Annotated in this window: 18 protein-coding genes; 9 read left to right on the top strand and 9 right to left on the bottom strand. The window is 66.5% G+C overall.

Annotated elements, in window-relative coordinates; all coding sequences use genetic code 11:
* Nucleotides 1–10: 10 nt before the first annotated feature.
* The gene (locus G3N61_RS19685) at nt 11–1,156 is read right to left on the bottom strand and encodes a DUF2827 domain-containing protein (protein WP_089451911.1); all 1,146 of its coding nucleotides are present in this window, start codon (nt 1,154–1,156) and stop codon (nt 11–13) included.
* A gap of 435 nt (nt 1,157–1,591) precedes the next feature.
* On the opposite strand from G3N61_RS19685, the gene G3N61_RS19680 reads away from it, so the two are divergent.
* The gene (locus tag G3N61_RS19680) at nt 1,592–2,914 is read left to right on the top strand and encodes a galactosyl transferase GMA12/MNN10 domain protein (protein ID WP_205823373.1); all 1,323 of its coding nucleotides are present in this window, start codon (nt 1,592–1,594) and stop codon (nt 2,912–2,914) included.
* 110 nt (nt 2,915–3,024) lie between these two features.
* Nucleotides 3,025–3,723, top strand: coding sequence for a class I SAM-dependent methyltransferase (locus G3N61_RS19675; protein WP_043180704.1), 699 nt, complete (start codon nt 3,025–3,027; stop codon nt 3,721–3,723).
* A gap of 172 nt (nt 3,724–3,895) precedes the next feature.
* Here G3N61_RS19675 and G3N61_RS19670 read toward each other — a convergent pair whose 3' ends face one another.
* From G3N61_RS19670 to G3N61_RS19645, 6 genes are all read right to left on the bottom strand, one after another.
* Entirely contained in the window at nt 3,896–6,010 is a 2,115-nt protein-coding gene (locus tag G3N61_RS19670) for a phospholipase C, phosphocholine-specific (RefSeq protein ID WP_205823372.1), read from the bottom strand.
* Between the two features lie 42 nt (nt 6,011–6,052).
* Nucleotides 6,053–6,256 (bottom strand): hypothetical protein, encoded by a 204-nt coding sequence (locus G3N61_RS19665; RefSeq protein ID WP_205823371.1) that lies wholly within the window; start codon nt 6,254–6,256, stop codon nt 6,053–6,055.
* A 341-nt stretch (nt 6,257–6,597) separates the two neighbouring features.
* Entirely contained in the window at nt 6,598–8,595 is a 1,998-nt protein-coding gene (locus tag G3N61_RS19660) for an acetyl/propionyl/methylcrotonyl-CoA carboxylase subunit alpha (protein ID WP_205823370.1), read from the bottom strand.
* A 45-nt stretch (nt 8,596–8,640) separates the two neighbouring features.
* Nucleotides 8,641–9,426: an enoyl-CoA hydratase/isomerase family protein gene (locus tag G3N61_RS19655; protein ID WP_089451907.1), complete on the bottom strand. Its 786-nt coding sequence runs from the start codon at nt 9,424–9,426 to the stop codon at nt 8,641–8,643.
* 19 nt (nt 9,427–9,445) lie between these two features.
* Complete coding sequence (locus G3N61_RS19650; protein ID WP_043180715.1) at nt 9,446–11,053, bottom strand: carboxyl transferase domain-containing protein; 1,608 nt, start codon at nt 11,051–11,053, stop codon at nt 9,446–9,448.
* 31 nt (nt 11,054–11,084) lie between these two features.
* Nucleotides 11,085–12,266 (bottom strand): isovaleryl-CoA dehydrogenase, encoded by a 1,182-nt coding sequence (locus tag G3N61_RS19645; protein ID WP_043180716.1) that lies wholly within the window; start codon nt 12,264–12,266, stop codon nt 11,085–11,087.
* Between the two features lie 170 nt (nt 12,267–12,436).
* Between G3N61_RS19645 and G3N61_RS19640 the strand changes: the two genes are divergently transcribed.
* Nucleotides 12,437–13,183 (top strand): TetR/AcrR family transcriptional regulator, encoded by a 747-nt coding sequence (locus G3N61_RS19640; RefSeq protein WP_043180717.1) that lies wholly within the window; start codon nt 12,437–12,439, stop codon nt 13,181–13,183.
* 64 nt (nt 13,184–13,247) lie between these two features.
* On the opposite strand, the gene G3N61_RS19635 is transcribed toward G3N61_RS19640, so the two are convergent.
* Nucleotides 13,248–13,736, bottom strand: coding sequence for a MarR family winged helix-turn-helix transcriptional regulator (locus G3N61_RS19635; RefSeq protein WP_043180718.1), 489 nt, complete (start codon nt 13,734–13,736; stop codon nt 13,248–13,250).
* Nucleotides 13,737–13,934: 198 nt separating this feature from the next.
* On the opposite strand from G3N61_RS19635, the gene G3N61_RS19630 reads away from it, so the two are divergent.
* From G3N61_RS19630 to G3N61_RS19610, 5 genes are all read left to right on the top strand, one after another.
* Entirely contained in the window at nt 13,935–15,014 is a 1,080-nt protein-coding gene (locus tag G3N61_RS19630; protein ID WP_205823380.1) for an aromatic ring-hydroxylating dioxygenase subunit alpha, read from the top strand.
* Nucleotides 15,011–15,976 (top strand): PDR/VanB family oxidoreductase, encoded by a 966-nt coding sequence (locus G3N61_RS19625; protein ID WP_205823369.1) that lies wholly within the window; start codon nt 15,011–15,013, stop codon nt 15,974–15,976. Before G3N61_RS19630 ends, G3N61_RS19625 begins: the two co-directional genes overlap by 4 nt.
* 48 nt (nt 15,977–16,024) lie before the next feature.
* The gene (locus tag G3N61_RS19620; RefSeq protein ID WP_205823368.1) at nt 16,025–17,086 is read left to right on the top strand and encodes a Rieske 2Fe-2S domain-containing protein; all 1,062 of its coding nucleotides are present in this window, start codon (nt 16,025–16,027) and stop codon (nt 17,084–17,086) included.
* 155 nt (nt 17,087–17,241) lie between these two features.
* Complete coding sequence (locus G3N61_RS19615; protein ID WP_205823367.1) at nt 17,242–18,585, top strand: MFS transporter; 1,344 nt, start codon at nt 17,242–17,244, stop codon at nt 18,583–18,585.
* 102 nt (nt 18,586–18,687) lie between these two features.
* Nucleotides 18,688–19,782, top strand: a complete 1,095-nt coding sequence (locus tag G3N61_RS19610; protein ID WP_205823366.1) for a porin — start codon at nt 18,688–18,690, stop codon at nt 19,780–19,782.
* Nucleotides 19,783–19,808: 26 nt separating this feature from the next.
* On the opposite strand, the gene G3N61_RS19605 is transcribed toward G3N61_RS19610, so the two are convergent.
* Nucleotides 19,809–20,255 carry a hypothetical protein gene (locus tag G3N61_RS19605; protein WP_043180723.1) on the bottom strand — a complete coding sequence of 149 codons (447 nt, stop codon included), beginning with the start codon at nt 20,253–20,255 and terminating at the stop codon, nt 19,809–19,811.
* 416 nt (nt 20,256–20,671) lie between these two features.
* Here G3N61_RS19605 and G3N61_RS19600 point away from each other — a divergent pair, with 416 nt between their 5' ends.
* Complete coding sequence (locus G3N61_RS19600) at nt 20,672–22,861, top strand: TonB-dependent siderophore receptor (RefSeq protein WP_205823365.1); 2,190 nt, start codon at nt 20,672–20,674, stop codon at nt 22,859–22,861.
* Nucleotides 22,862–22,981: the final 120 nt, after the last annotated feature.

Here is a 22,981-nt window from a genome sequence, read left to right as displayed (position 1 = left end):
AAATCGGGCCTTATGCGGCCGATGCGCCGATCAGGTTCGCGAGCAGCGCGTCGTATTCGGCGACGAGTGCCGGATTCGCCGACGTATAGCGGCCGAGGATCTCGCGTTGGCGCCGCGTGTACGCTTCCCAGTCGTCATCGTGCGTATGCAGCGCGCGCAGCAGCGCATCGGCGCCCTGCTGCACGTCGTTGTCCGGATAGTAGTAGCCGAGATCGGGCGCGAGGCTCGCGTTGTGCACGAGCGGATAACCCTGCCAGCACACGTCGAAATAGAAATAGTTGAGCGGGTTCGACCACTGATGCGACACGACGATATCGGTCAGGTCGGCCAGGAACAGCGGCGTATCGAAGCGCCCGACGAAGCTCGCCTTGCCCGCGCGCACGATGTCCAGGTAGTTCATCAGCATCACGAACTCGGGGCTGTCGTGCGCGAGGCGGTCGGCGTTCGTGACGTGCGTGAAGCAGATCGCGTCGGGATCGCGGCGATACGCTTCGTCGATGATCAGCATCGGATACACGCAGAACTTCACGACGTTGTGGTTCGGCTCCATCACCGTCAGCCGCTTGCCCGGCTCGCTGCGCCGCGGCCGGTATTCGCCGCGCTCGGGCAGCGACTGCGCGCGCGCGCTCAGGAACATCGGATCCCACACGAACGGCACGACGCGCCCCGGGCAGCGGCGCAGCGACTGCAGGAACGGCAGCGACGACGGTGCGATCTGCGGAATCGCCCACACCTCGTCATAACCGCGGTTGATGAACAGCGAATCCCACAGCCGGCGGCCGAACAGCATCGATTCCATCGCGTTGATGTACTCGACGCCGCAGCAGTAGCTGACGAGCTTCGCACCGCGCGACTTCAGGTAGGCCGTCTGCTCGCCGTCGATCTGCCCGCCGAGCTCGATCACCACGTCGAGCGCATCCTTCATGTCGGCGAACGCGCGCGTGTCGTACACGCTGCGATCCCATGGCAGCGCATCGGTGAGCGGCACGTCGGTGGTGTTGACCAACGTCACGCGGTAACCGTGCGGCGATGCCATCAGCAGCTTCGCGAGAAACAGCGCGTTCTGCTTGATGCCGTTGATCCACAGGCTTTCGTCAGGGGCACGCAGTCCGATCGTGATACCGATGCGCAGGCCGTTCAGGACAGGGGACGTCATCGTCGGCGGGATGGAAAGGTTGGATGGGGATGGAATGGACGCAGTGTAGCGCGCGAAACGCCGCCCGCGTCAAGCGGTGCACGCCGGCGGCAACCCGGCATTCTAGCGGAGCGCCGGCCGCATACTGTCAGGGATGGTCAGCGCGCGGCCGGCGCACGCAAATCCGCGAGACGGTTGTGCGATACTCCGGCGACCGGCCGCGCTACCGGGTTGCCGGGCGGTATCGGCATCCCGGGCGGGCAGAAAACGACCTTGCAGCAACGCTGCTGAAACAATGGCTGACAGAATGGAACGCGACGCCGCGCAAGTCTTCCGGGCAATCCATCATGAACAGGGGCGGCACGCGCAGGCATGCGTGCCGGGCCGCGATGCCGCGCGGAACCTCACCGCGCCCGGCGCCTGCCGTCATCCGCTGCGCGGCCTTCGGAGCGCGCGATGATCGTCCTCAGCCATTTGAGTCACGACGCACCCGCCAGCCTCGAGAATCACCGGCAGTACGCGCACGCGCACGGCTATCGCCACGCGTTCGTCGATGCGTCCGCGATGCCGCAGGCGCTGCCGTTGCGCCCGCTCTATCGTTACGAATCGCTGCTCCATGTGCTGCGCGGCGCGCAGCCCGACGAACTCGTGCTGCTGCTCAGCGAAGACGCGGCCATCATCGAGCCCGTCGCGCTCGATCGCCTGATGAGCGGCCGCGACATGCTGTTCGTCGACGCGTTCGCGTCCCCGCTGCCGCAGGTCGACGTGCAGATCTGGCGCAATACGGCGGCCGTTCGGGCGATCGTGATGCGGCTCGTACAGCGCTGCAGGCTCGGCGGCGAACCGCGGCTGACCTCGGAAGCGGCATTGTTCGCGGAGCTCGACACGCATCGCTACATGACGCCGATCGACGGGCTGTATCCGGTCATGCCGACCAACCCCGACCTCGATCCGATGTGGAGCCGCGAACCGACGTTCGCGATCAGCATCGACGACACGCCGCACGATCCCGAACGGAAAGGCACGACGGCCCGGTTCCGCGACACGCTCGTGGCGTACGTCAATCGATGCCGCGCCGCCGGCCGGCCGCTGTTCTCGTTCGATCACGACGCCGCCGACACGCCCGACGAAGCCGCCGAGCGCAGCACCTTCAATCCGGGCCGCCCGATCGCGTTGATGATGCTCTACACGCCGAACATCGGCAGCTATGCACGCATCGCCGAACGGAATGTCCGGCGCTACTGCGACGCACACGGCTACACGCTCTACGTGCATCGCGACATTCCCGCCGAGATCGGCCTGAACGCGACCGGCAACTGGTTCAAGCCGTGGCTGCTCCATGCGTACCTGCAGCACCACGAATGGGTCGTGTGGCTCGACGCCGACGTGCTGATCGCGGACCAGCAGCAAGCGCTGGAGCCGCTGCTCGAAGGACGCGACTGGCTGCTCGCGCACGACATCGGCCAGTGGGCGTTCAACTCGGGGGTGATGGCGTTCCGGCGCACCGCGCGCAACGATGCGATGCTGCGCGACATGATGACGACGATCGCCGCGCTGCACGACCGGTCGAGCGTCTATGCGAGCGACGGCGACCAGGTGCAATTCATTCGCGCGATGGAGCGCGACGGGCAATTGGAAGGCGAAGGCGTGGCCGATCTCGTCCGCGTCAACACGCCCTGGCTGTTTCGCCGCCCGGACAGCTATATCGTGCATTACTACGGGATGTGGTCCGCGATGCGGGCGCTGATGATGGCGCATGACGACGGGCTGCTGCGCTAGCGCCCTCGACCGGCGCGGCGAACGCCGACTGGACGTGGGTTCCGTCCGGCTGTGCGATCCGTTACACGACTGCGATTCATTTCTCAAACCAGCCTCAACGGGAGATCAGCTTGGAACAGATCGGATATTCATGGCCGACCTTCGATCAGCTCACTCAGCATCTGGTCAAGTCAATCAACCCGAACAAGATTCTGGACATCGGGGCTGGTGGCGGGAAATACGGGCGCTTGCTCAAAAAGGTCGTGCCGGATTGTCACTTCACAGCGCTGGAATGCGATGAGGAGACCCATCCGTTCCTGATCGAGAACGGCTACGACGACATCATCTCCGGCGTCAGCGACACGCTTTATGAACGATCCGGCGACTCGTACGATACGGTCATCCTGGGCGATGTCATCGAACACATGCGTCACTCGCACGGTCGCGATTTACTGGAGTTTCTGAACTATCGATCGCGATACATCCTCATCTCGACCCCCGAGTGCATGCCGATGAGCGGGGCCTCGTATTTCGAGAGCCACAACTCCGTGTGGCGGCCCGATTCGTTCATGTGGCACGATTTCTGGGCGCATCAGCAATGCGGGATCATGCACTTCTACTTGCTCAGAGGGCACCTCGACTGGAACGCGAAGGGTCTCGATTCCCTGGTGAACGCCGCAAACGCGTCGAACCTGTTCAATACGCGCGCCAACAACGAACAGGAGGCCGCCAATGAAAAATTCCTCCAGCCAGTCAACCTGACGCTCCATGACTACCGGTACATGGAAAAACTCGATGGCGACCAATATGCAATATTTCGCCCGATTTGATTGCGCGACGGTGATTCAGTCCGGGATCACTGCGTCTTGCTTGCCCGATGAATGAAAAAGGCGCCTCACGGCGCCTTTTTCACGATTGACGAAACGCTCGCGGCGTCGGAAGCCGGGCGCCTTCATGCCCGCCTCGCGTGCCGGCAAGCGGCCGGCCCGCGCGAAGGGGCGGTCAGATCGCCGCGATCGTCGGCGCGACCGCGGCCGGGTCGGTAACGCTGGCCTTGCCGGTTTCGACGTGCCCCGCGATACGACGCGTCCAGCCCGCGTTCCCCGCCACCACGAACTGCAGGTCGTACCAGTGGCTGCTGCACGACAGGTCCCAGTGCGCTTCGACGCGCTGCCCGGCCGGCACCGTCAGCGTGCGCGCTGCCCCGCCGTACGCGACATCGGTCGCCGTGACCGTGAGCGTGCCGGTGCCCGCGTTGGCGATCGTCACGTACACGTCGCCGTTGGCGGTGTCGTAGCACGGCGTGATTTCAGGCTTCGCGCCGGCATCCGCGGCGGCCGATCCCGCGAAGCGCCGGAAATAGCCGTTCGGCCCCCACACGCTCACCAGGTAGTTGCCGTTCGCGTCGAGCGCCCACGTATCGGTCAGCTGCTTGCCCGCTTCGACCGTATAGCGGCGCGGCATCGCGGTCGGGTCGCCCGTGTAGACCCAGAAGTGCGCGCCCTGCGTGCCGGTGTTCGCGAACGTCAGCGCGTAGCCCTGCGACTGGAGCTGGCCCGTCACATGCAGTTCGTACGGCAGCGCGCGCGCCGGCCGCGTACCGGGCTCCTGCGCCGTCACGACCTGCTGCGCGGTGCTGGCCGGCGCGGTCTGCGACGACGCGCGCGAGCACTGCAGGTCCGCCTGCGCGACATACGCCTGCGTGTTCGGCAGGGTCGGCAGCGTGGCATCCGATTTCGAGAAGTCGAGCGCCGACGTCAGGTCGCCGCAGATCGCGCGACGCCACGGCGAGATGTTCGTTTCCATCACGCCGAAACGCTTCTCGATGAATTGCAGCACCGACGTGTGATCGAAAACCTGCGAGCAGACGAAGCCGCCCTTCGACCACGGCGACACCACGAACATCGGCACGCGCGGGCCGAGGCCGTACGGCAGGTTGTCGGCCGTGTACGTGCCCGTCTGCGTCGAGGTCACGACGTTGTGCCGCTCGAGCGACACATCCACGGTGCTCATGCCGGAGCCCGGCAGCGTCGGTGCCGACGGCGGCACGACGTGATCGAAGAAGCCGTCGTTCTCGTCGTACATGACGAGCAGGACGGTCTTGCTCCATACGTCCGGATTCGACGTCAGCGCATCGAGAATCGTCGACAGGTAGTACGCGCCGTAGAGCGGCGTGAACTTCGGATGCTCCGAATACGCGGCGGGCGGCAGCAGCCACGATACCTGCGGCAGCGCGTTCGCCTGCACGTCGGCCTTCAACTGCGTGATCGGGCGCGTGCTCATCCCGCGCGTCTGCAGCGACGAGCCGGCCGGCGCATTCACGAAATTGTTGAAGCACGCGAGCATGTTCGTGCCGTAGTTGCCGGTGAAGTTGTCGAACCCGGTGCCCTGCTGGTAGATCTGCCACGAGATGCCCGCTTTCTCGAGGCGCTCCGGATACGTCGTCCAGCTGAAGGGTGGCAACTGGATCTTGTCGAACTGGTTGTCGATGTAGTCGGTGTTGTCGAGCAGCGGGCCGCCGCCCGTGCCGAGCGGGTCGACCATGCCCGTCATCAGGTACATGCGGTTCGGGTGCGTGTTGCCCGGGATCGAGCAGAAGTAGTTGTCGCACACCGTGAACGCATCCGCGAGCGCGTAGTGGAACGGGATGTCGTCGCGGACGTGGTAGCCCATCGTCATGTTCGACTTCTGCACCGCCCATTGATCCGCGCGGCCGTTGTCGATCGCACCGTGCGTCGTCGCCCACGTATGCGGCAGGCCGCCGATGCACTGCGCGTTGACGCCCGGGTTGGTCGTGTCGTAGCGGAACGGCGCGATCACGCTCGTCTTGTCTTCCTGACGCGGCTGGAACCACACCGGCTTGCCGTTCGGCAGCGTGACCGGGAAGCGGTCGTTGTAGCCGCGCACGCCGCTCAGGTGACCGAGGTAGTGGTCGAACGAGCGGTTTTCCTGCATGAACACGACGATGTGCTGGACATCCTGGATCGTGCCCGTCACCGTGTTCGGCTCGATCGCCAGCGCCTTGCGGATCGATTCGGGCAGCAGTGCGGTGGCGGCGGTCGCACCGGCGAGGCCGGCGGAGAACTTCAGAAAATCGCGTCGCGAATGGGTGGCCATGCTGGTTGCTCTTGATTGGATTTCTGGTGGAAACGGCCGGGATCAGGAAGCGGGCGAGGAAGCAGGTGTGGTGAATCCGGGCGGGCAGTGCATCTGCGCGGTGGCGACCACGCCGCCGCCGCAGGCGGCCTTCTGCTGCGCGACGGGGGCGGCGGGTGCCGTCACGTCGTCGTTGCAGGCACCGAGGAGTGCTGTCAGCGCGATCAGACCAACGACCGCGAAAGGCCGCAGGGCCGAGTTTCGCATAACGTCTCTCCGTAGATGTGATGACGTGACACAGGCGCGGCTGCGCACCGGTCATATCGACGGCGAGATGCTAATTACCACGTGTTACACAATGGTGTCGTGCGGCGGCGAAGAGCGGTGTGCACGCGGGAGACACGCGTGGTGCGATGGAATGGGTGGCGCCCCGGACCATCAGCGCCAGCGAATGCGTAATTCAATCGAAAGCTTCGCACTGCTGCGGCTTGTCGAGGGGGTCGATGCGGTGCTGTCGCAACCGCATCGTGCCTGCGATGAATAGCGAGGCGGTTTGAACGGGCCGGCAGCCGCAGCAGCCGGCCCGCATACAGCGAAACAGGCGGCGCTCAGCCTTCCGCCATCATCAGCAACTGCGCGCCATCCGACACCTGGTCGCCGACGCCGTACAGCACTTCCGCGACCACGCCCGCGCTCGGTGCGCCGATCGTGTGCTCCATCTTCATCGCTTCCATCACGATCAGCGGCGTGCCCGCTTCGACCTTCTGGCCAGGCTCGACCAGCACCGCGATCACCTTGCCGGGCATCGGCGCAGTCAGGCGGCCACCGCCCTGCTCCGCGTCACCCGCATGCGCGATCAGGTTGCGCCATTCGAACGTCTCGGCCGTGCCCTGCGTGAACACGTGGAAGCTGTCGCCGTCCGCATACACGCGGCCGCTGCTGCGCACGCCGCCGAGCGTCACGTCGAAATCGAGCGGCGTGGCGCCGTGCGCCCACGCGAACGGTTGCGCGGCTGCGTCGCCGGTCGCGAGGCGCGCAACCGCGCCGTCGTCCTCGTACGTGACCGTCACGTCCGCTTCGCGCTCGGCCGCATGCCATTCCAGCGTGCGGCGATAGCCGCCGTTCAGTCGCCAGTCCGGCAGCGCGCCCCACGGCGACGCACCCTGCGCGGCCGCGCCGCGTTCGCGTGCGAAGAGCGCCGCGCATGCGAGCGCCAGCATCGCACGCGGCGGCTGTTGCGGCGCGAACAGTGCGGCGTGGTTGCGCTCGATCAGGCCCGTGTCGAGATCGGCCGTCGCGAACGGTTCGCACGCAACGATCCGCTGCAGGAACGCGGCGTTCGTGTGCAGGCCGACCACTTCACATGCACGCAGTGCGCGCAGCATCAGGCTCAGCGCTTCCGCACGATCCGCGCCGTGGACGATCAGCTTTGCGATCATCGGATCGTAGAACGGCGTGATCGAATCGCCTTCGCGCACGCCACTGTCGACGCGCACCGACGCGCCGATCGCGAACTCGACGCCTGCCGGCAGCCGCAGGTGCTTCAGCGTGCCCGTCGACGGCAGGAAGCCGCGCGCCGGGTTCTCCGCATACAGGCGCGCCTCGAGCGCATGGCCCTGCATGCGCAGTTCGTCCTGCTTCAGCGGCAGCGGCTCGCCGGAGGCGACGCGCAGCTGCCATTCGACCAGATCGAGCCCCGTGACCATCTCGGTGACCGGATGCTCGACCTGCAGGCGCGTGTTCATTTCCATGAAGTAGAACGCGTCGCCCGTCATGATGAATTCGACGGTGCCCGCGCCGACATAGCCGACCGCGCGCGCGGCCGCGACGGCCGCTTCGCCCATCGCGCGTCGCACGTCGTCCGGCAGCCCCGGCGCCGGCGCTTCTTCCAGCACCTTCTGGTGACGGCGCTGCACCGAGCAGTCGCGGTCGAACAGGTACACGGTATTGCCGTGCGTGTCGCCGAACACCTGCACCTCGACGTGACGCGGGCGCGTCAGGTATTTCTCGATCAGCACGCGGTCGTTGCCGAAGCTGCTCGCGGCTTCGCGCTGGCACGACGCGAGCGCCGCCGGGAAATCGCCGGAGCGCTCGACCACGCGCATCCCCTTGCCGCCGCCGCCCGCGCTGGCCTTCAGCAGCACCGGATAGCCGATCGCATCGGCTTCGCGATGCAGGTTGGCCGCGTCCTGGTCGTCGCCGTGATAGCCCGGCACGAGCGGCACGGCGGCCGCATGCATCAGCGCCTTCGCGGCGGCCTTCGAACCCATCGCCGCGATCGCGTCGACCGGCGGCCCGATGAAGACGATGCCGGCCGCTTCGCACGCATGCGCGAAATCTTCGTTCTCCGACAGAAAGCCGTAGCCGGGGTGGATCGCCTGCGCGCCGGTGGCGCGCGCGGCTTCGATGATGCGCTCGATGCGCAGGTAGCTGTCTGCGGCGGCCGAGCCGCCGATATGCACGGCCTCGTCGCACGCGGCCACGTGCTTCGCGTTCGCGTCCGCGTCGGAATAGACGGCGACGCTCGCGATCCCGAGACGTTTGCACGTCGCGGCGACGCGGCACGCGATTTCGCCACGGTTGGCGATCAGAATCTTGTCGAACATGGCTTCGATGTCGTCCGGAAAGAGTGGGTCACGCGCGCTGCGCGATCATTCACGCCACGACGGCGTGCGCTTTTCGAGGAAGGACGCAATCCCTTCGCGCGCTTCCGCGCCGGCGCGGGTGCGCGCGATCCAGTCGGCGGTCTGCTCGATCAGCGTCGCGTCGAGCGGCCGGCCGGCCACGTCGGCGACGAGCCGCTTGCACGCCTTCACCGCGTCGGGGCCGTTCGCGACGAGCGTCGCGGCCAGCTTCGCGACGGTTTCGTCGAGCGCATCGGCCGGCACCGCGTCGTGAATGAAGCCGAGCGACGCCGCGCGCGCGCTGTCGAACACCTCGGCCGTCGTGAAGTAGCGGCGCGCCGCGCGCTCGCCCATCGCACGCACCACGTACGGTGCGATCGTTGCGGGGATCAGCCCGAGCCGCGCTTCCGACAGGCAGAACTTCACGCCGTCGACGGCGATCGCGATGTCGGCCGCCGCCACCAGGCCCACGCCGCCCGCATACGCGTCGCCATGCACGCGGGCGATCACCGGCTTGCCGCAGCGATGGATCGCCTCGAGCATCCGCGCGAGCTTGCGCGCATCGGCACGGTTCTCGTCGTCCGAGTAACCGGCCATCTTCTTCATCCAGTTCAGATCCGCGCCCGCGCAGAACGCCGCGCCTTCCGCGGCGAGCACGATCGCGCGCACGCCTTCATGCGCATCGAGCCATTCGAACGCGGTGGTCAGCTCCGCGATCGTCGTCTCGTTGAACGCGTTGCGCACGTCGGGACGCGCGAGCGTGACGGTCGCCACGCGACCGGCTTCGCTTACCTTGATCGTTTCGTATCGCATCGTTCAGCCCTCCCGGCCGTTACATGCGGAACACGCCGAAGCGTGTGTCTTCGATCGGCGCGTTCATCGACGCGGCGAGCCCGAGCCCGAGCACGTCGCGCGTCTGCGCGGGGTCGATCACGCCGTCGTCCCACAGCCGCGCGCTCGCGTAATACGGATGGCCCTGGCGCTCGTACTGGTCGCGGATCGGCTGCTTGAACGCATCCTCTTCCTCGGCGGACCACGAGCCGCCCTTCGCCTCGATGCCGTCGCGACGCACCGTCGCGAGCACCGATGCGGCCTGCTCGCCGCCCATCACCGAGATGCGCGCGTTGGGCCACATCCACAGGAAGCGCGGGCCGAACGCGCGGCCGCACATCCCGTAGTTGCCGGCGCCGAACGAGCCGCCGATGATCACCGTGAACTTCGGCACCTTCGCGTTCGACACGGCCGTTACCATCTTCGCGCCGTGCCGCGCGATGCCTTCGTTCTCGTACTTGCGCCCGACCATGAAGCCCGTGATGTTCTGCAGGAACACGAGCGGAATCTTGCGCTGGCAGCACAGCTCGATGAAATGCGCGCCCTTCACCGCCGATTCGGAGAACAGGATGCCGTTGTTCGCGACGATCCCGACCGGATGGCCCCAGATATGCGCGAAGCCCGTGACGAGCGTCGTGCCGTAGCGCGCCTTGAATTCGTCGAACTCGGAATCGTCGACGATGCGCGCGATCACCTCACGCACGTCGAACGGCTTGCGCGTATCGACCGGAATCACGCCGTACAGGCTCTTTGCGTCGTAGCGCGGCGGCTTCGGCTCGCGCAGCGCCACCGGCGACGCGATCTTCGGCGCGAGGTGATCGACGATGTTGCGCGCGATCGACAGCGCATGCGCGTCGTTCTGCGCGAGATGATCGGCCACGCCCGACAGGCGCGTATGCACGTCGCCACCGCCGAGATCCTCGGCGCTCACTTCCTCGCCGGTCGCGGCCTTCACGAGCGGCGGGCCGCCCAGGAAAATCGTGCCCTGCTCCTTCACGATGATCGACTCGTCGCTCATCGCCGGCACGTACGCGCCGCCCGCCGTGCACGAGCCCATCACCACGGCGATCTGCGCGATCCCCGCGGCCGACATCGTCGCCTGGTTGAAGAAGATGCGGCCGAAGTGGTCGCGATCGGGAAACACGTCGTCCTGGTTCGGCAGGTTCGCGCCGCCCGAATCGACGAGGTACACGCACGGCAGGCGGTTTTCCGCGGCGATTTCCTGCGCGCGCACGTGCTTCTTCACGGTGACCGGGTAGTAGGTGCCGCCCTTGACCGTCGCGTCGTTGCACACGATCACGCACTCGCGGCCGGCGATGCGGCCAATCCCGGTGATGACGCCCGCGCCCGGGGCGTCGTCGTTGTACATGCCGTTCGCCGCGAGCTGCGAGAACTCGAGGAACGGCGCGCCCGGATCGAGCAGTTGCGCGATCCGATCGCGCGGCAGCAGCTTGCCGCGCGACAGGTGCTTGTCGCGCGCGGCCTGGCCGCCGCCTTGCGCGAGCTGTTCGATCTTCGCGCGCAGGTCGGCGACGACCGCCTCGAGCGCGGCGGCATTCGCGCGGAAGTCTTCCGAGCGCGGGTTCAGTTTCGATTCGATGATCGGCATCGACGGGGCTCCGTTCGCGTGACGTGGGGCGTTACAGCGTTTCCGCGAACAGCTCGCGGCCGATCAGCATCCGGCGGATCTCGCTCGTGCCGGCGCCGATCTCGTACAGCTTCGCATCGCGCCACAGGCGCCCGACCGGGTATTCGTTGATGTAGCCGTTGCCGCCGAGGATCTGGATCGCCTCGCCGGCCATCCACGTCGCCTTCTCGGCCGTGTAGAGGATCACCCCTGCGCAGTCCTTGCGCACCTGGCGGATGTGGTCGCTGCCCGCCGAATCGAGGTGGCGGCCGACCGCGTACAGGTACGCGCGGCACGCCTGGAACGTGGTGTACATGTCGGCAATCTTGCCCTGGATCAGCTGGAATTCGCCGATCGCCTGGCCGAACTGCTTGCGGTCGTGGATATACGGCACCACCGCGTCGAGGCACGCGGCCATGATGCCCGTCGGGCCGCCCGACAGCACCGCGCGTTCGTAGTCGAGGCCGCTCATCAGCACCTTCACGCCGCCGTTGAGCTGGCCGAGGATGTTCTCCTCCGGCACCTCGACGTCCTGGAACACCAGCTCGCCCGTGTGCGAGCCGCGCATGCCGAGCTTGTCGAGCTTCTGCGCGACCGAGAAGCCCTTCATGCCCTTCTCGACGATGAACGCGGTCATGCCGCGCGGGCCGGCTTCGAGGTCGGTCTTCGCGTAGACCACCAGCGTGTCGCAATCGGGGCCGTTGGTGATCCACATCTTCGTGCCGTTCAGCACGTAGCGATCACCGCGCTTGTCGGCGCGCAGCTTCATGCTGACGACGTCGGAGCCGGCATTCGGCTCGCTCATCGCGAGCGCGCCGATGTGTTCGCCCGACACGAGCTTCGGCAGGTATTTCTGTTTCTGCGCAGCGGTGCCGTTGCGGTGGATCTGGTTCACGCACAGGTTCGAGTGCGCGCCGTACGACAGGCCGATCGACGCCGATGCGCGCGAGATCTCTTCCATCGCGACCATGTGCGCGGTGTAGCCCATGTTCGCGCCGCCGTATTCCTCGGCGACCGTCATGCCGAGCACGCCGAGATCGCCGAACTTCTTCCAAAGATCCATCGGAAACTGGTCGGTGCGGTCGACCTCAGCCGCGCGCGGCGCGATTTCCTTCGCCGCGAACGTCGCGACGGCGTCGCGCAGCATCTCGATGTCTTCACCGAGCATGAATTGCACACCGGGCAGGTTGATCATGTCTCCTCCGTCTCCAGAAAGTGTGTGGCACTCACCGATTTCTGAGTTTCGCTCAAATCGAATGAATGCACCGATTCATTGACCAATACAGCGTAAATTTTGCACAGTTTCGCGCCTCGTCGGGTTCGGCGTCAATAGTTTTTTGAGTGACACTCAGATATCATGCCGAGATGACAGCCGCTACCGCCGACACCATGACCGCCACCGCCAAAGCCGACCGCGCCGACACGCCGCGCGCGCCCGCCGGGCGCAAATCCCAGCAACGCGTGCAGGACATTCTGCGCGCCGGCCGGGAAGTGTTCGCCGAAAAAGGTTACGAGCATGCGACGGCCGCCGAGATCGCGCAGCGCGTGGGCGTCTCGGAGGCGACGGTGTTCAGCTACTTCCGCGGCAAGCGGGAGCTGTGCGCGCGGGTCATCGCGGATTGGTACGACGAAAACATCGCCGCGTTCGAGGAGGGGATGCCGCAGGACGCGTCGGTCCAGCAGCAGTTCGCGTTCATCGTGCGCACCCACCTGCGGCTGATGCTGGTGAACGGCACGGGCCTGTGCGCGCTGGTGCTGTCGGAAGGCCGCGCGAAGCAGCATGCGCTGAGTGACGAGCTCACCGCGCTGCAGCGCCGCTACACCGCGCCGCTGATGGATGTGCTCGCGCGCGGCCAGGCGGCCGGCCAGGTGCGCACCGACCTGCCGCTGAGCCTGCTGCGCTCGATGGTGTTCGGGCCGATCGAGCACGTGCTGTGGGATGCGATCCTCGGGCACCGCAAGCTCGATACGGAAACGACGGCCACGCAGCTCGTCGACATGCTGTGGACGGCCGTGCAGCCGCCGGCGCCGGAACAGGCGGCGCTCGTGCGCTTCAGGAACGAAGTGGCGGAAGCCGTGCGGCGGCTGGAAGGCGAAGGCCCACGCGGGTGACGCGCGGCGGGCAGCGCGCCCGCCGCCTCATCGCCGCTGCCCCACCGTCGTGGGGTTCGGGGCGCTATGACTCGTCGCCGACGCGCAGCGGCGCGCGGCTCTGCTCGTTGTTCAAATGGACGAACTTGCGCAACAGGCGCACCAATTCCTGCGAATCGTCCTCGCCCATTCCGTCGAACAGGCCGGCCCGCAGCTCCTTCACCGACGGAATCAGATGCGTGAGCAGTTCGACGCCCGCCGGCGTCAGCAGCAAGCGGCGCTGACGCCGCGGCAGCACTTCGCGCACGATCAATCCTTTCGCTTCGAGCCGGACCGCGAGATCCGCGGTCGTCGACGTGTCGAGCGCGACCCGCTGCGCGAGCGTCACCTGATCGAGCCCCGGGCACTCGTAGAGCATCCGCAGGACCGCGTACTGCACCGGCGTCACGTCCCGGCCCAGCTTCTCGTAGAACATCGCCACCGCGATCTGGTGTGCGCGCCGGATCAGGTGCCCGGGTTCGTCGTACAGATCGAGCGGGAAAACCGGCGCGTTGTCGGGATTCGTTTTTTCCATGAATAGTCGATGACATAAGCGGCGCGTGCCGGTTGCGCGCGCCGACGGCATGGCGCTGCCTCGCGCCACTTCCCGGGAAAACCAGTATACCGCCCGCCTTGCCCCAGCCAATCTCAATGAGTACACTGAATCTCATTCAGTACACGGAATGAAGAGATGCCGCGTACCGGCGGTATCGACCTGAAGGAGACGACGAACGTGTTTCTCAAGAACGCTTGGTACGTGGCATGCACGCCCGATGAAATCGACGGCAAGCCGCTGGGCCGCAAGATCTGCAACGAGTCGATGGTGTTTTACCGCGCCGCGGACGGCCAGGTCGCGGCGCTCGAGGACTTCTGCCCGCACCGTGGCGCACCGCTGTCGCTGGGATTCGTGCGCGACGGCGTACTCGTGTGCGGCTATCACGGGCTGGAAATGGGCTGCAACGGCAAGGCGGCCGGCATGCCGGGCCAGCGTGTCGGCGGCTTCCCGCCGATTCGCAGCTTCCCGGCGATCGAGCGGTACGGATTCATCTGGGTCTGGCCGGGCGACGCGTCGGCAGCCGATCCGGCCAAACTGCCCGCGCTGGCGTGGGCCGAGGATCCGGCCTGGGCCCACGGCGGCGGCCTGTATCACATCCGTTGCGACTACCGGCTGATGATCGACAACCTGATGGACCTCACGCACGAAACCTACGTGCATGCGACGAGCATCGGCCAGAAGGAAATCGACGAAGCGCCGCCGAAGACGGTGAGCCACGGCGACGAAGTCGTCACGAGCCGCTTCATGGACAACGTCATGCCGCCGCCGTTCTGGCAGATGGGGTTGCGCGGCAACGGGCTGGCCGACGACGTGCCGGTCGATCGCTGGCAGATCTGCCGCTTCACGCCGCCGAGCCACGTGATGATCGAAGTCGGTGTCGCGCATGCGGGCCAAGGCGGCTACGACGCGCCGGCCGAACTGAAGGCGTCGTCGATCGTGGTCGATTTCATCACGCCCGAGACGGACACCTCGATCTGGTACTTCTGGGGGATGGCGCGCAACTTCCGGCCCGACGATCACGCACTGACCGCCGAGATCCGCGAAGGCCAGGGCAAGATCTTCGCCGAGGATCTCGAGATGCTCGAGCGCCAGCAGCTCAACCTGCAGAAGTGGCCCGATCGCAAGCTGCTCAAGCTCAACATCGACGCCGGCGGCGTACTCTCGCGCAAGGTGATCGAGCGGCTGCTCGCCGACGAGAACGCGTCGAGCCCGTCGCGGCCCGTGATTCCGGTCGCGCAGATCAAGGAGGCGTCATGAGCGCCGCGACGCTGACGGTCCGGGTGGCCCGCAAGTGGCAGGAAGCACGCGACATCTGCGGCTTCGAATTCGTCAGCGATGACGGTTCGCCGCTGCCGCGCTTCGACGCCGGCGCCCATATCGACGTACATCTGCCGGGTGGCCTCGTGCGCCAGTATTCGCTGTGCAACCACCCGGAGCACGCTGACCGCTATCAGATCGCCGTGCTGCGCGATGCCGACGGCCGCGGCGGGTCGCGCGCGATTCACGACGAAGTCCGGCAAGGCGATACCGTGCGGATCGGCGTGCCGCGCAATCAGTTTCCGCTCGCCCCCGACGCACCGCATCACCTGCTGCTCGCAGGCGGGATCGGTGTCACGCCGATCCTCAGCATGGCGGAACGGCTGTTCTCGTCGGGCATGCCGTTCGACCTGCACTACTGCGCGCGCTCGACCGACCGCATGGCGTTCGTCGAGCGGATCAACGCAGCCGGGTTCCATGACCGCGCCCGCTTCCACGTCGACGACGGCGACCCGGCGCAACGCTTCGACCTGGCCGCCGTGCTCGCCGCCGCGCCCGCAGGCACGCACCTGTACGTATGCGGCCCGCGCGGCTTCATGGATGCGGTGCTGAACGCCGCGCGCGCGCGCAACTGGGCGGAAGCGCAACTGCACTACGAGTTCTTCGGCGGCGCGGTTGCGTCGACCGGCTCGGACCGTGCGTTCCAGATCCGGATCGCGAGCAGCGGCCAGGTGATCGACGTGCCGGCCGAATGCACGGTCATCGCGGCGCTGGCCGCGAACGGCGTCGACGTGCTGACGTCGTGCGAGCAAGGCGTATGCGGAACCTGCATGACGCGCGTACTGCAAGGCGAGCCCGATCATCGCGATTCGTATCTGACCGAAGCGGAACAGGCGGCCGGCGACCAGTTCATGCCGTGCTGTTCGCGATCGCGAAGCGACCTGCTGGTACTCGATCTGTAAACGGACCGCCCGACCCGAGGCGGCCAACCCCAATACTGGAGACGATCAATGGAGCAACATGCCCGACCACCGATCAGTACAACTCAATTCCCGGTCGACCGATGGTGGGTCGCCGCGCTGTCATCCGAACTGACGGACCAACCCGTCGCCCGCACGCTGCTCGGCCATCCGGTCGTGCTGTTCCGGTTGCCGTCCGGGGAAGTCGGTGCGCTGGAGGATCGCTGCTGCCACAAGTCGCTGCCGCTTTCGTGCGGCTCGCTCGAAGCGCGCGGCCTGCGCTGTGGCTATCACGGCCTGCTGTTCGACCGCGGCGGTACGTGCGTGGAGATTCCTGGCCAGGAGCGAATTCCGGCAAAGGCGTGCGTGCCGTCGTATCCGGTGCAGGAGCAGGACGCGATCGTGTGGATCTGGATCGGCGCCGACGCGCACGCTCAACCGACCTGCGCGCCGCCGCGCTACGCGTTCCACGGGGATCCGCAATACCGGTTCGGCGGCGGCAACTACCATTACGACGCGCCGTATCAACTGATTCACGACAACCTGATGGACCTGAGCCACCTCGGCTATGTCCATCTGAAAACGATCGGCGGCAACGCGCCGCTGCACATGGGCGCGGAAACCCGCGTCAGCAGCGACGGCGACACGGTGACGCTGGTTCGCCGGATGCCGGATTCCGTCCCGCCGCCGACCTACACCGCCGCATGGCCGTTCGCGGGCCGCGTCGATCGCTGGCAGGAAATCGAGTTCCACGTGTCGCACATCCGGATCTGGACCGGCGCGATGGACGCCGGCACCGGCGACCTGCACGATCCGGAACGCGGCGGCCTTCACATGCGCGGCTTCCACGGCATCACGCCCGAGACGGAAACGACGACGCACTACTTCTGGACCATGGCGACCAATCCGCAACACGACGTCGAGCGCGTCGCGCAAACGGTCATCGAGCAATCCGCGGCGACGTTCGATGAAGACAAGACCGTCATCGAAGCGCAATACCGGAATCAGCTGCGGTTTCCGGACAGTCGCCAGATCGACATTCACGTCGATGCAGGCCCCAATCGCGCGCGGCGCGTGATCGAACGACTGCTGCTGCAACCCGAACCCGCGTAAGCATCGTGCCGGCGCGCTAGCGACACCTGGCGGCCGCGACGGGCATTCCACGGGATGCCCGTCAGCCCGCGCATGCGCTTTCGTCCCATTCGCTACCGCCGGCTTCGATGCCATCCCATTTGATTAGTCATACTATTTGATTAAGGATCTTTGACGTGAGCGCAAATATCCGCAATACGATCGACGAATCCCCGATGAGCGCGTTCCAGACGATGGCCGTTACGGCCTGCGTCGTGCTGAACATGCTCGATGGCTTCGACGTGCTGGCCGTCGCGTTTGCCGCGCCGCACCTGGCGGCCGAATGGAAACTGAGCGGCAAGGAAATCGGCCTGCTGTTGAGTGCCGGACTGGCCGGCATGGGCATCGGCTCGGTGCTGATCGCGCCGCTGGCCGACCGCGTCGGCCGCCGCCGCATCATCCTGCTCTGCCTGGCCGTGATCTCGACCGGGATGCTCGCCTGCGCGGCCACGCACAGCACGCTGCAACTCGCCATCGCGCGTGCGTACACGGGGCTCGGCATCGGCGGCATGCTGGCGAGCCTGACCGTGATCAGCGGCGAGTATGCATCGAACAAATGGCGCAGCGCCGCGATCGGCATGCAGTCGACCGGCTACGCGATCGGCGCCACCGCCGGCGGCGTCATCGCCGGCTACCTGCTGTCGACCTGGGGATGGCGCAGCGTGTTCGCGTTCGGCGGCATCCTGACCTTGCTGTCGATCCCGATGGTACTCGCGCTTTTGCCGGAATCGCTCGACTTCCTGCTGGCGAGGCGTCCGGACAACGCGCTGCAGAAAATCAACCGCATCCTCGCGAGAATGAAGCGCGCACCGATCGACACGCTGCCGACCGCGGCTTCGTCCGTCGGCACGGCGAGCCCGGCATCGAGCTGGACAGCCGTGCTGCGCGCACCGCTCGCGCGCCGCACGATCGCGTTGTGGATCGCGTTCTTCCTCGTGATGGGCAGCTTCTACTTCGTCGTGAGCTGGACGCCGAAGCTGCTGGTCCAGGCCGGGCTGTCGGCATCGCAGGGCGTCACCGGCGGCGTACTGCTCAACCTCGGCGGCATTGCGGGCGCGTCACTCTTCAGCCTGCTGTCGACGCGCTTCGGCCTGCGCAAGCTCTTGGGCGCGACACTGCTGCTCGGCGGTGCGCTGATGGTCTTGTTCGGCGCGAACTCGGGCTCGCTCGGCGTCGGGATGACCGTCGCGGTGTTCCTCGGCGCCGTGATCAATGCGTGCGTCGCCGGCATGTATGCGCTGTCGCCGACGCCGTACCCGGCCGAAATCCGTACGACCGGCATCGGCCTCGCGGTCGGCATCGGCCGCCTCGGCGCGATCCTGTCACCCATGACAGTCGGGGCGCTGCTGGACGACGGCTGGTCCGTGTCCCATCTCTATCTTGCGTTCCTCGTGCCGATGGCCGGCGCGGCAATCGCCGTCGTCATGGTGGGCGCGCGTGCCGCGGCACCGCGCCGGCAACGCGACCCGGCGATGTCGTAACACGCGACACCCGCAGTCTTGCCGATACCCGTCGGCACCCCGGATACGTCCGGCTCACTATAAGAATCGATAAGCATATCTACATACTGTTTGGAGACAGCCATGAAAACGAAACTGGGCGTCGCATTCGCGACAGCGATGGCGCTGGCCGGACCGGCCTGCGCGCAAAGCAGCGTCACGCTGTACGGGATCATCGATACCGGCGTGTCCTACTACAACAATGCCGCGCACGGCGGATCGTTCACGGGCATGCCGACGCTGACCGGCGAGGTGCCGTCACGGTGGGGGCTGAGAGGCACGGAGGATCTCGGCGGCGGCTACCAGGCCTTCTTCGTGCTCGAAAACGGCTTCCAGCCCGGCACCGGCGCACTGAACTACGGCGGACGCCTGTTCGGGCGACAGGCAAACGTCGGCGTGAACAGTCCGTTCGGCACGCTGACCCTCGGCCGCCAGATGAACATGTCGATGATCGTGCTGACCAATGCCGACGTGATCGGCCCGTCGATTCACTCGATGGCGGATTTCGATTCCTATCTGCCGAACGCGCGCAGCGACAATGCGATCGGCTACAAGGGCACGTTCCACGGCGTGACGCTCGGCGCCACCTACAGCTTCGGCCGCGACGCGGCCGGGCCGGCAGGGCCGTCGGCGACGGGCTGCGCCGGACAGGTGCCCGGCGACATCGTCGCCTGCCGCCAGTACACGGCGATGCTCGCGTACGACGCGAGCAATTTCGGGCTCGCCGCGTCGCACGACGTGATGCGCGGCGGCGGCGGCGCGCTCGCGCCGTTGAACAATCCGGCGTACACCGACACGCGCGACATCGTCGCCGGCTACGTGAAGATCGGCCCCGCGAAACTGGGCGCCGGGTGGATCCGGCGCAACCTCGCGGCGGCCGAACACCTGCAGGCCGATATCGTGTTCGCCGGCGGCACGTACTATGCGACGCCCTACCTCGCGCTCGACCTGCAGGGCGTACGCTACCTGCAGCGCCGCGAAAACAGCGAAGGCGGCACGAATGCCACGCTGCTCGTCGGCCGCGCGAACTATTTCCTGTCGAAGCGGACGACCGTCTATACGTCGGTGGGCTACATGTTCAACAGCACGCTGGCTGAGAACGCTGTCGCTGCCGGCGGGACGGTCGGGACCGGGATGAACCAGCTCGGCGTGATGGCCGGCATTCAGCAGAAGTTCTGAACGCCGGACACCGCGCCAGCGCAAGGTCAATTGACGAGCCGGCAGTGCGAGAGCTTCAACCCCGGCAGCACGGGCGCATCGATATAGCCTTCGTTCACGCAGCTGAAGCGGAACGCCGACGACGTGACGAACGGCTTGATCTCGCCGCCGGGGAATTTCGGCTTCAGCGCATCCTGGTCGGCCACGTCGAAATGCGTGTCGAACTGCTCGCCGTCGGCCGTCAGCGCACCGAAATAGGTGCCGCCCGGGTCGCCGCCCATCCGGATCACGGCGCCGACGAACACGAGGCGCTTGCCGTCGTACTTCGTCTTCGCGGCGGCCATGTCCTGCGTATAGGCCTCGATCACGGCGCCGTAATGCGCGTCGATCGCAGGTTCGGTGTCCGACGCGGCGCGGGCGGTCTGGTGAACGCCCGCCAGCATCGTGCAGGCCGCAAGCGCGGCCGCCGCGAACGGCGCGGAAATTTTTCTCATGGGTGGTCTCCCGTCTAGCGTGGTGGTTGAAGTGATTGAATACGGCGCTTCGCCGGCTGCCCGGCACAACGCCCGATGAATTCGCTTCCGTTGCTTTAATCGTTCGAATGGCGGTACACGGCTGCGATCACTTCACCACCCGCATGGTCGTGTGCGGTGCGCAGCGTCGCGCTGAACGCGACGTGACAGGAAGATGACATGGTGCGGCCCCCGGCTCTCTCGTTGAATTTCACTGCGTCTGATTTTGGTCGCTACGGTAGCAGACGGCCGACGGCCCGGCAACCAAGGCCCGCATGATGCCGATCGCCTCATTACAATTGCAAATGATTCTCATTACATATATGATCCGCACCCTGGCCGCTGCGAAACGCTGCGGCCCGCGACCCGATCCTTAGCACTCCGTCCTGCATCGATTCATGCCCTCCCGTCGAACACCCCGCCGCGCCCGGACCCTGCGTCCGTGGCGCACGAGCCTGCCCGCCCTGATCGCCCTGTGCGTCGCGAGCGGCACGCATGCGTCCGCCGCCGAACGCGCCGACGCCGAGCCCGCCGCCTCTGCTTCCGCCACCACGCCCGCGCCGCCGGCCGCGCGCGAACTCCCGGTCATCAGCATCAGCGCATCGGCAACCGCCGATCCGACGATCGGCTATCAGCCGCGCTCCACGAGCATCGCGGGCGGCGACAACCGTTCGATCAAGGAGATTCCGCAATCGGTCGCGGTGGTCAGCAGCAGCGTGATGCAGGATCAGCAGGCCCGCTCGCTCGACGACGTGCTCGGCAACATCAGCGGCGTCACCCAGACCAACACGCTCGGCGGCACGCGTGATGCGTTCATCAAGCGCGGCTTCGGGTCGAACAACGACGGCTCCGTGCTCGTCGACGGCGTGCGCACGCCGGTGCTGCACAGCTATCTCGCGACGATCGACCGGGTCGAAGTGCTGAAGGGCCCGGCGTCGCTGCTCTACGGGATGCAGGACCCGGGCGGCGTGATCAACCTCGTCACGCGCAAGCCGGAAGACACGTTCGGCGGCTCGATTTCCGCGTCGCGCACGAGCCACGGCGGCAGCAGCGCGACGTTCGATCTCACGGGCCCGCTCGGCAAGCCGGGCCAGGTCGCGGGCGGCACGCTCGCGTTCCGGCTGACCGGCCAATACGACACGAGCCGCTACTGGCGCAGCTTCGGCCGCCAGCGCGATGCATTGATCGCACCCGCGCTGTCGTGGCACGACGCGAACACGTCGATCGACGTCAGCTATCAGTACGTCGACTACACGACGCCGTTCGATCGCGGCACCGTGCTCGTGAACGGCCAGCTCGACGATGCGCTGCGCTATCGCCGTTACGAGGAAGCGTGGTCGCAGAGCAGCGGCATCCAGGAGACGCTGCGCGCGCGTATCGAGCACCGCTTCTCCGATGCGTGGCGCGTGCGCGCGACCTACGGCTGGGGCCGCGACCGCTATGACCAATACATCACCCGCGCCACCGCATTCAACAGCACGACCGGCGCACTGACGCGCTCGTCCGATGCGAACCTCGGGCGCAACGATTCCGACCAGATCGCGACGCTCGGCCTGCTTGGCAACGTGACGCTCGCCGGGATGAATCACGCGATCTACATCGGCGGCGAATACGAGCGGCAGCGCAGCTTCCGCGGCGACACGATCCGCGGCAAGGCAACCAAGGGCTTCAATCTTTACGATCCCGTGTACGACCTGCTCGCACCGGGCGGCGTACCCAACCCGAAGCAAAGCGACTCGCGCTCGGTCGTGCATGCGTATTCGACGATCGTGCAGGACTCGGTGAAGCTCACCGACCGGCTCACCGCGGTGGGCGGGCTGCGCTGGGAAAACTGGCAGCAGGAATCGGGGATGGGCCGGCCGTTCGTGTTCGCCGACCGCTCGCGCGGCAACGTATGGCTGCCGCAGTTCGGGCTCGCGTATGCGCTCACGCCGGCGCTGACCGCCTACGCGAACGTGAGCCGCTCGTTCAAGCCGAACGTCGCCACGAACGTCGCCGCGCCGCTCGCACCGGAATACGGCCGCGTGCTCGAAGCCGGGCTGAAGTTCAGCCTGAAGCCGGCGATCACCGGCACGCTCGCGGTCTACCAGATCGACAAGCGCAACGTCGCGGTCACGGTCGGCGACCTGACGTCGACGATCGGCACCGCGCGCTCGCGCGGGATCGAACTCGACGTCGCGGGGCAGATCACGCGCCATCTGAGCGTGATCGGCAGCTACGCGTATACGAATGCGACCGATCGCGACAGCAACACGCCGCTCGTCAACGTCGCGCGCCACACGGGCAGCCTGTTCGCGGTGTACGACACGGCGATCGCGAACCTGCCCGGCCGCTGGCGCTTCGGCGGCGGCGCACGTCTTGTCGGCGCACGCTCCGGCGACACCGCGAACAGCTTCACGCTGCCCGGCTACGTGACCGTCGACGCGTTCGCGGCCTACGAAACGACGATCGGCAAGTTCCCGACACGCGTCCAGCTCAACGTGAAGAACCTGCTCGACAAGACCTACTACCCGTCGAGCAACAACACCCTGATCGTCGCGGTCGGCGAACCGCGGCTCGTCACGCTGACGACGACGGTGTCGTTCTGAGGTTCTGAGGTTCTGAGGTTCTGAGGTTCTGAGGTTCTGAGGTTCTGAGGTTCTGAGGTTCTGAGGTTCTGAGGTTCTGAGGTTCTGAGGTTCTGAGGTTCTGAGGTTCTGAGGTTCTGA

Source organism: Burkholderia sp. Ac-20349, from assembly GCF_017104865.1.
GTDB classification, from domain to species: domain Bacteria; phylum Pseudomonadota; class Gammaproteobacteria; order Burkholderiales; family Burkholderiaceae; genus Burkholderia; species Burkholderia aenigmatica.
Note: the sequence above shows the minus strand (reverse complement) of the source record. Positions and strands in the feature narration are given on the sequence as shown.

Excerpts from the sequence above, each read along its gene's own strand:
- G3N61_RS19640 (WP_043180717.1), top strand. The coding sequence starts at position 12,437 with ATGACAGCCGCTACCGCCGACACCATGACCGCCACCGCCAAAGCCGAC.
- G3N61_RS19660 (WP_205823370.1), bottom strand. The coding sequence starts at position 8,595 with ATGTTCGACAAGATTCTGATCGCCAACCGTGGCGAAATCGCGTGCCGC.
- G3N61_RS19680 (WP_205823373.1), top strand. The coding sequence starts at position 1,592 with ATGATCGTCCTCAGCCATTTGAGTCACGACGCACCCGCCAGCCTCGAG.
- G3N61_RS19635 (WP_043180718.1), bottom strand. The coding sequence starts at position 13,736 with ATGGAAAAAACGAATCCCGACAACGCGCCGGTTTTCCCGCTCGATCTG.
- G3N61_RS19650 (WP_043180715.1), bottom strand. The coding sequence starts at position 11,053 with ATGCCGATCATCGAATCGAAACTGAACCCGCGCTCGGAAGACTTCCGC.
- G3N61_RS19610 (WP_205823366.1), top strand. The coding sequence starts at position 18,688 with ATGAAAACGAAACTGGGCGTCGCATTCGCGACAGCGATGGCGCTGGCC.
- G3N61_RS19670 (WP_205823372.1), bottom strand. The coding sequence starts at position 6,010 with ATGGCCACCCATTCGCGACGCGATTTTCTGAAGTTCTCCGCCGGCCTC.
- G3N61_RS19600 (WP_205823365.1), top strand. The coding sequence starts at position 20,672 with ATGCCCTCCCGTCGAACACCCCGCCGCGCCCGGACCCTGCGTCCGTGG.
- G3N61_RS19665 (WP_205823371.1), bottom strand. The coding sequence starts at position 6,256 with ATGCGAAACTCGGCCCTGCGGCCTTTCGCGGTCGTTGGTCTGATCGCG.
- G3N61_RS19655 (WP_089451907.1), bottom strand. The coding sequence starts at position 9,426 with ATGCGATACGAAACGATCAAGGTAAGCGAAGCCGGTCGCGTGGCGACC.
- G3N61_RS19605 (WP_043180723.1), bottom strand. The coding sequence starts at position 20,255 with ATGAGAAAAATTTCCGCGCCGTTCGCGGCGGCCGCGCTTGCGGCCTGC.
- G3N61_RS19645 (WP_043180716.1), bottom strand. The coding sequence starts at position 12,266 with ATGATCAACCTGCCCGGTGTGCAATTCATGCTCGGTGAAGACATCGAG.
- G3N61_RS19620 (WP_205823368.1), top strand. The coding sequence starts at position 16,025 with ATGGAGCAACATGCCCGACCACCGATCAGTACAACTCAATTCCCGGTC.
- G3N61_RS19685 (WP_089451911.1), bottom strand. The coding sequence starts at position 1,156 with ATGACGTCCCCTGTCCTGAACGGCCTGCGCATCGGTATCACGATCGGA.
- G3N61_RS19625 (WP_205823369.1), top strand. The coding sequence starts at position 15,011 with ATGAGCGCCGCGACGCTGACGGTCCGGGTGGCCCGCAAGTGGCAGGAA.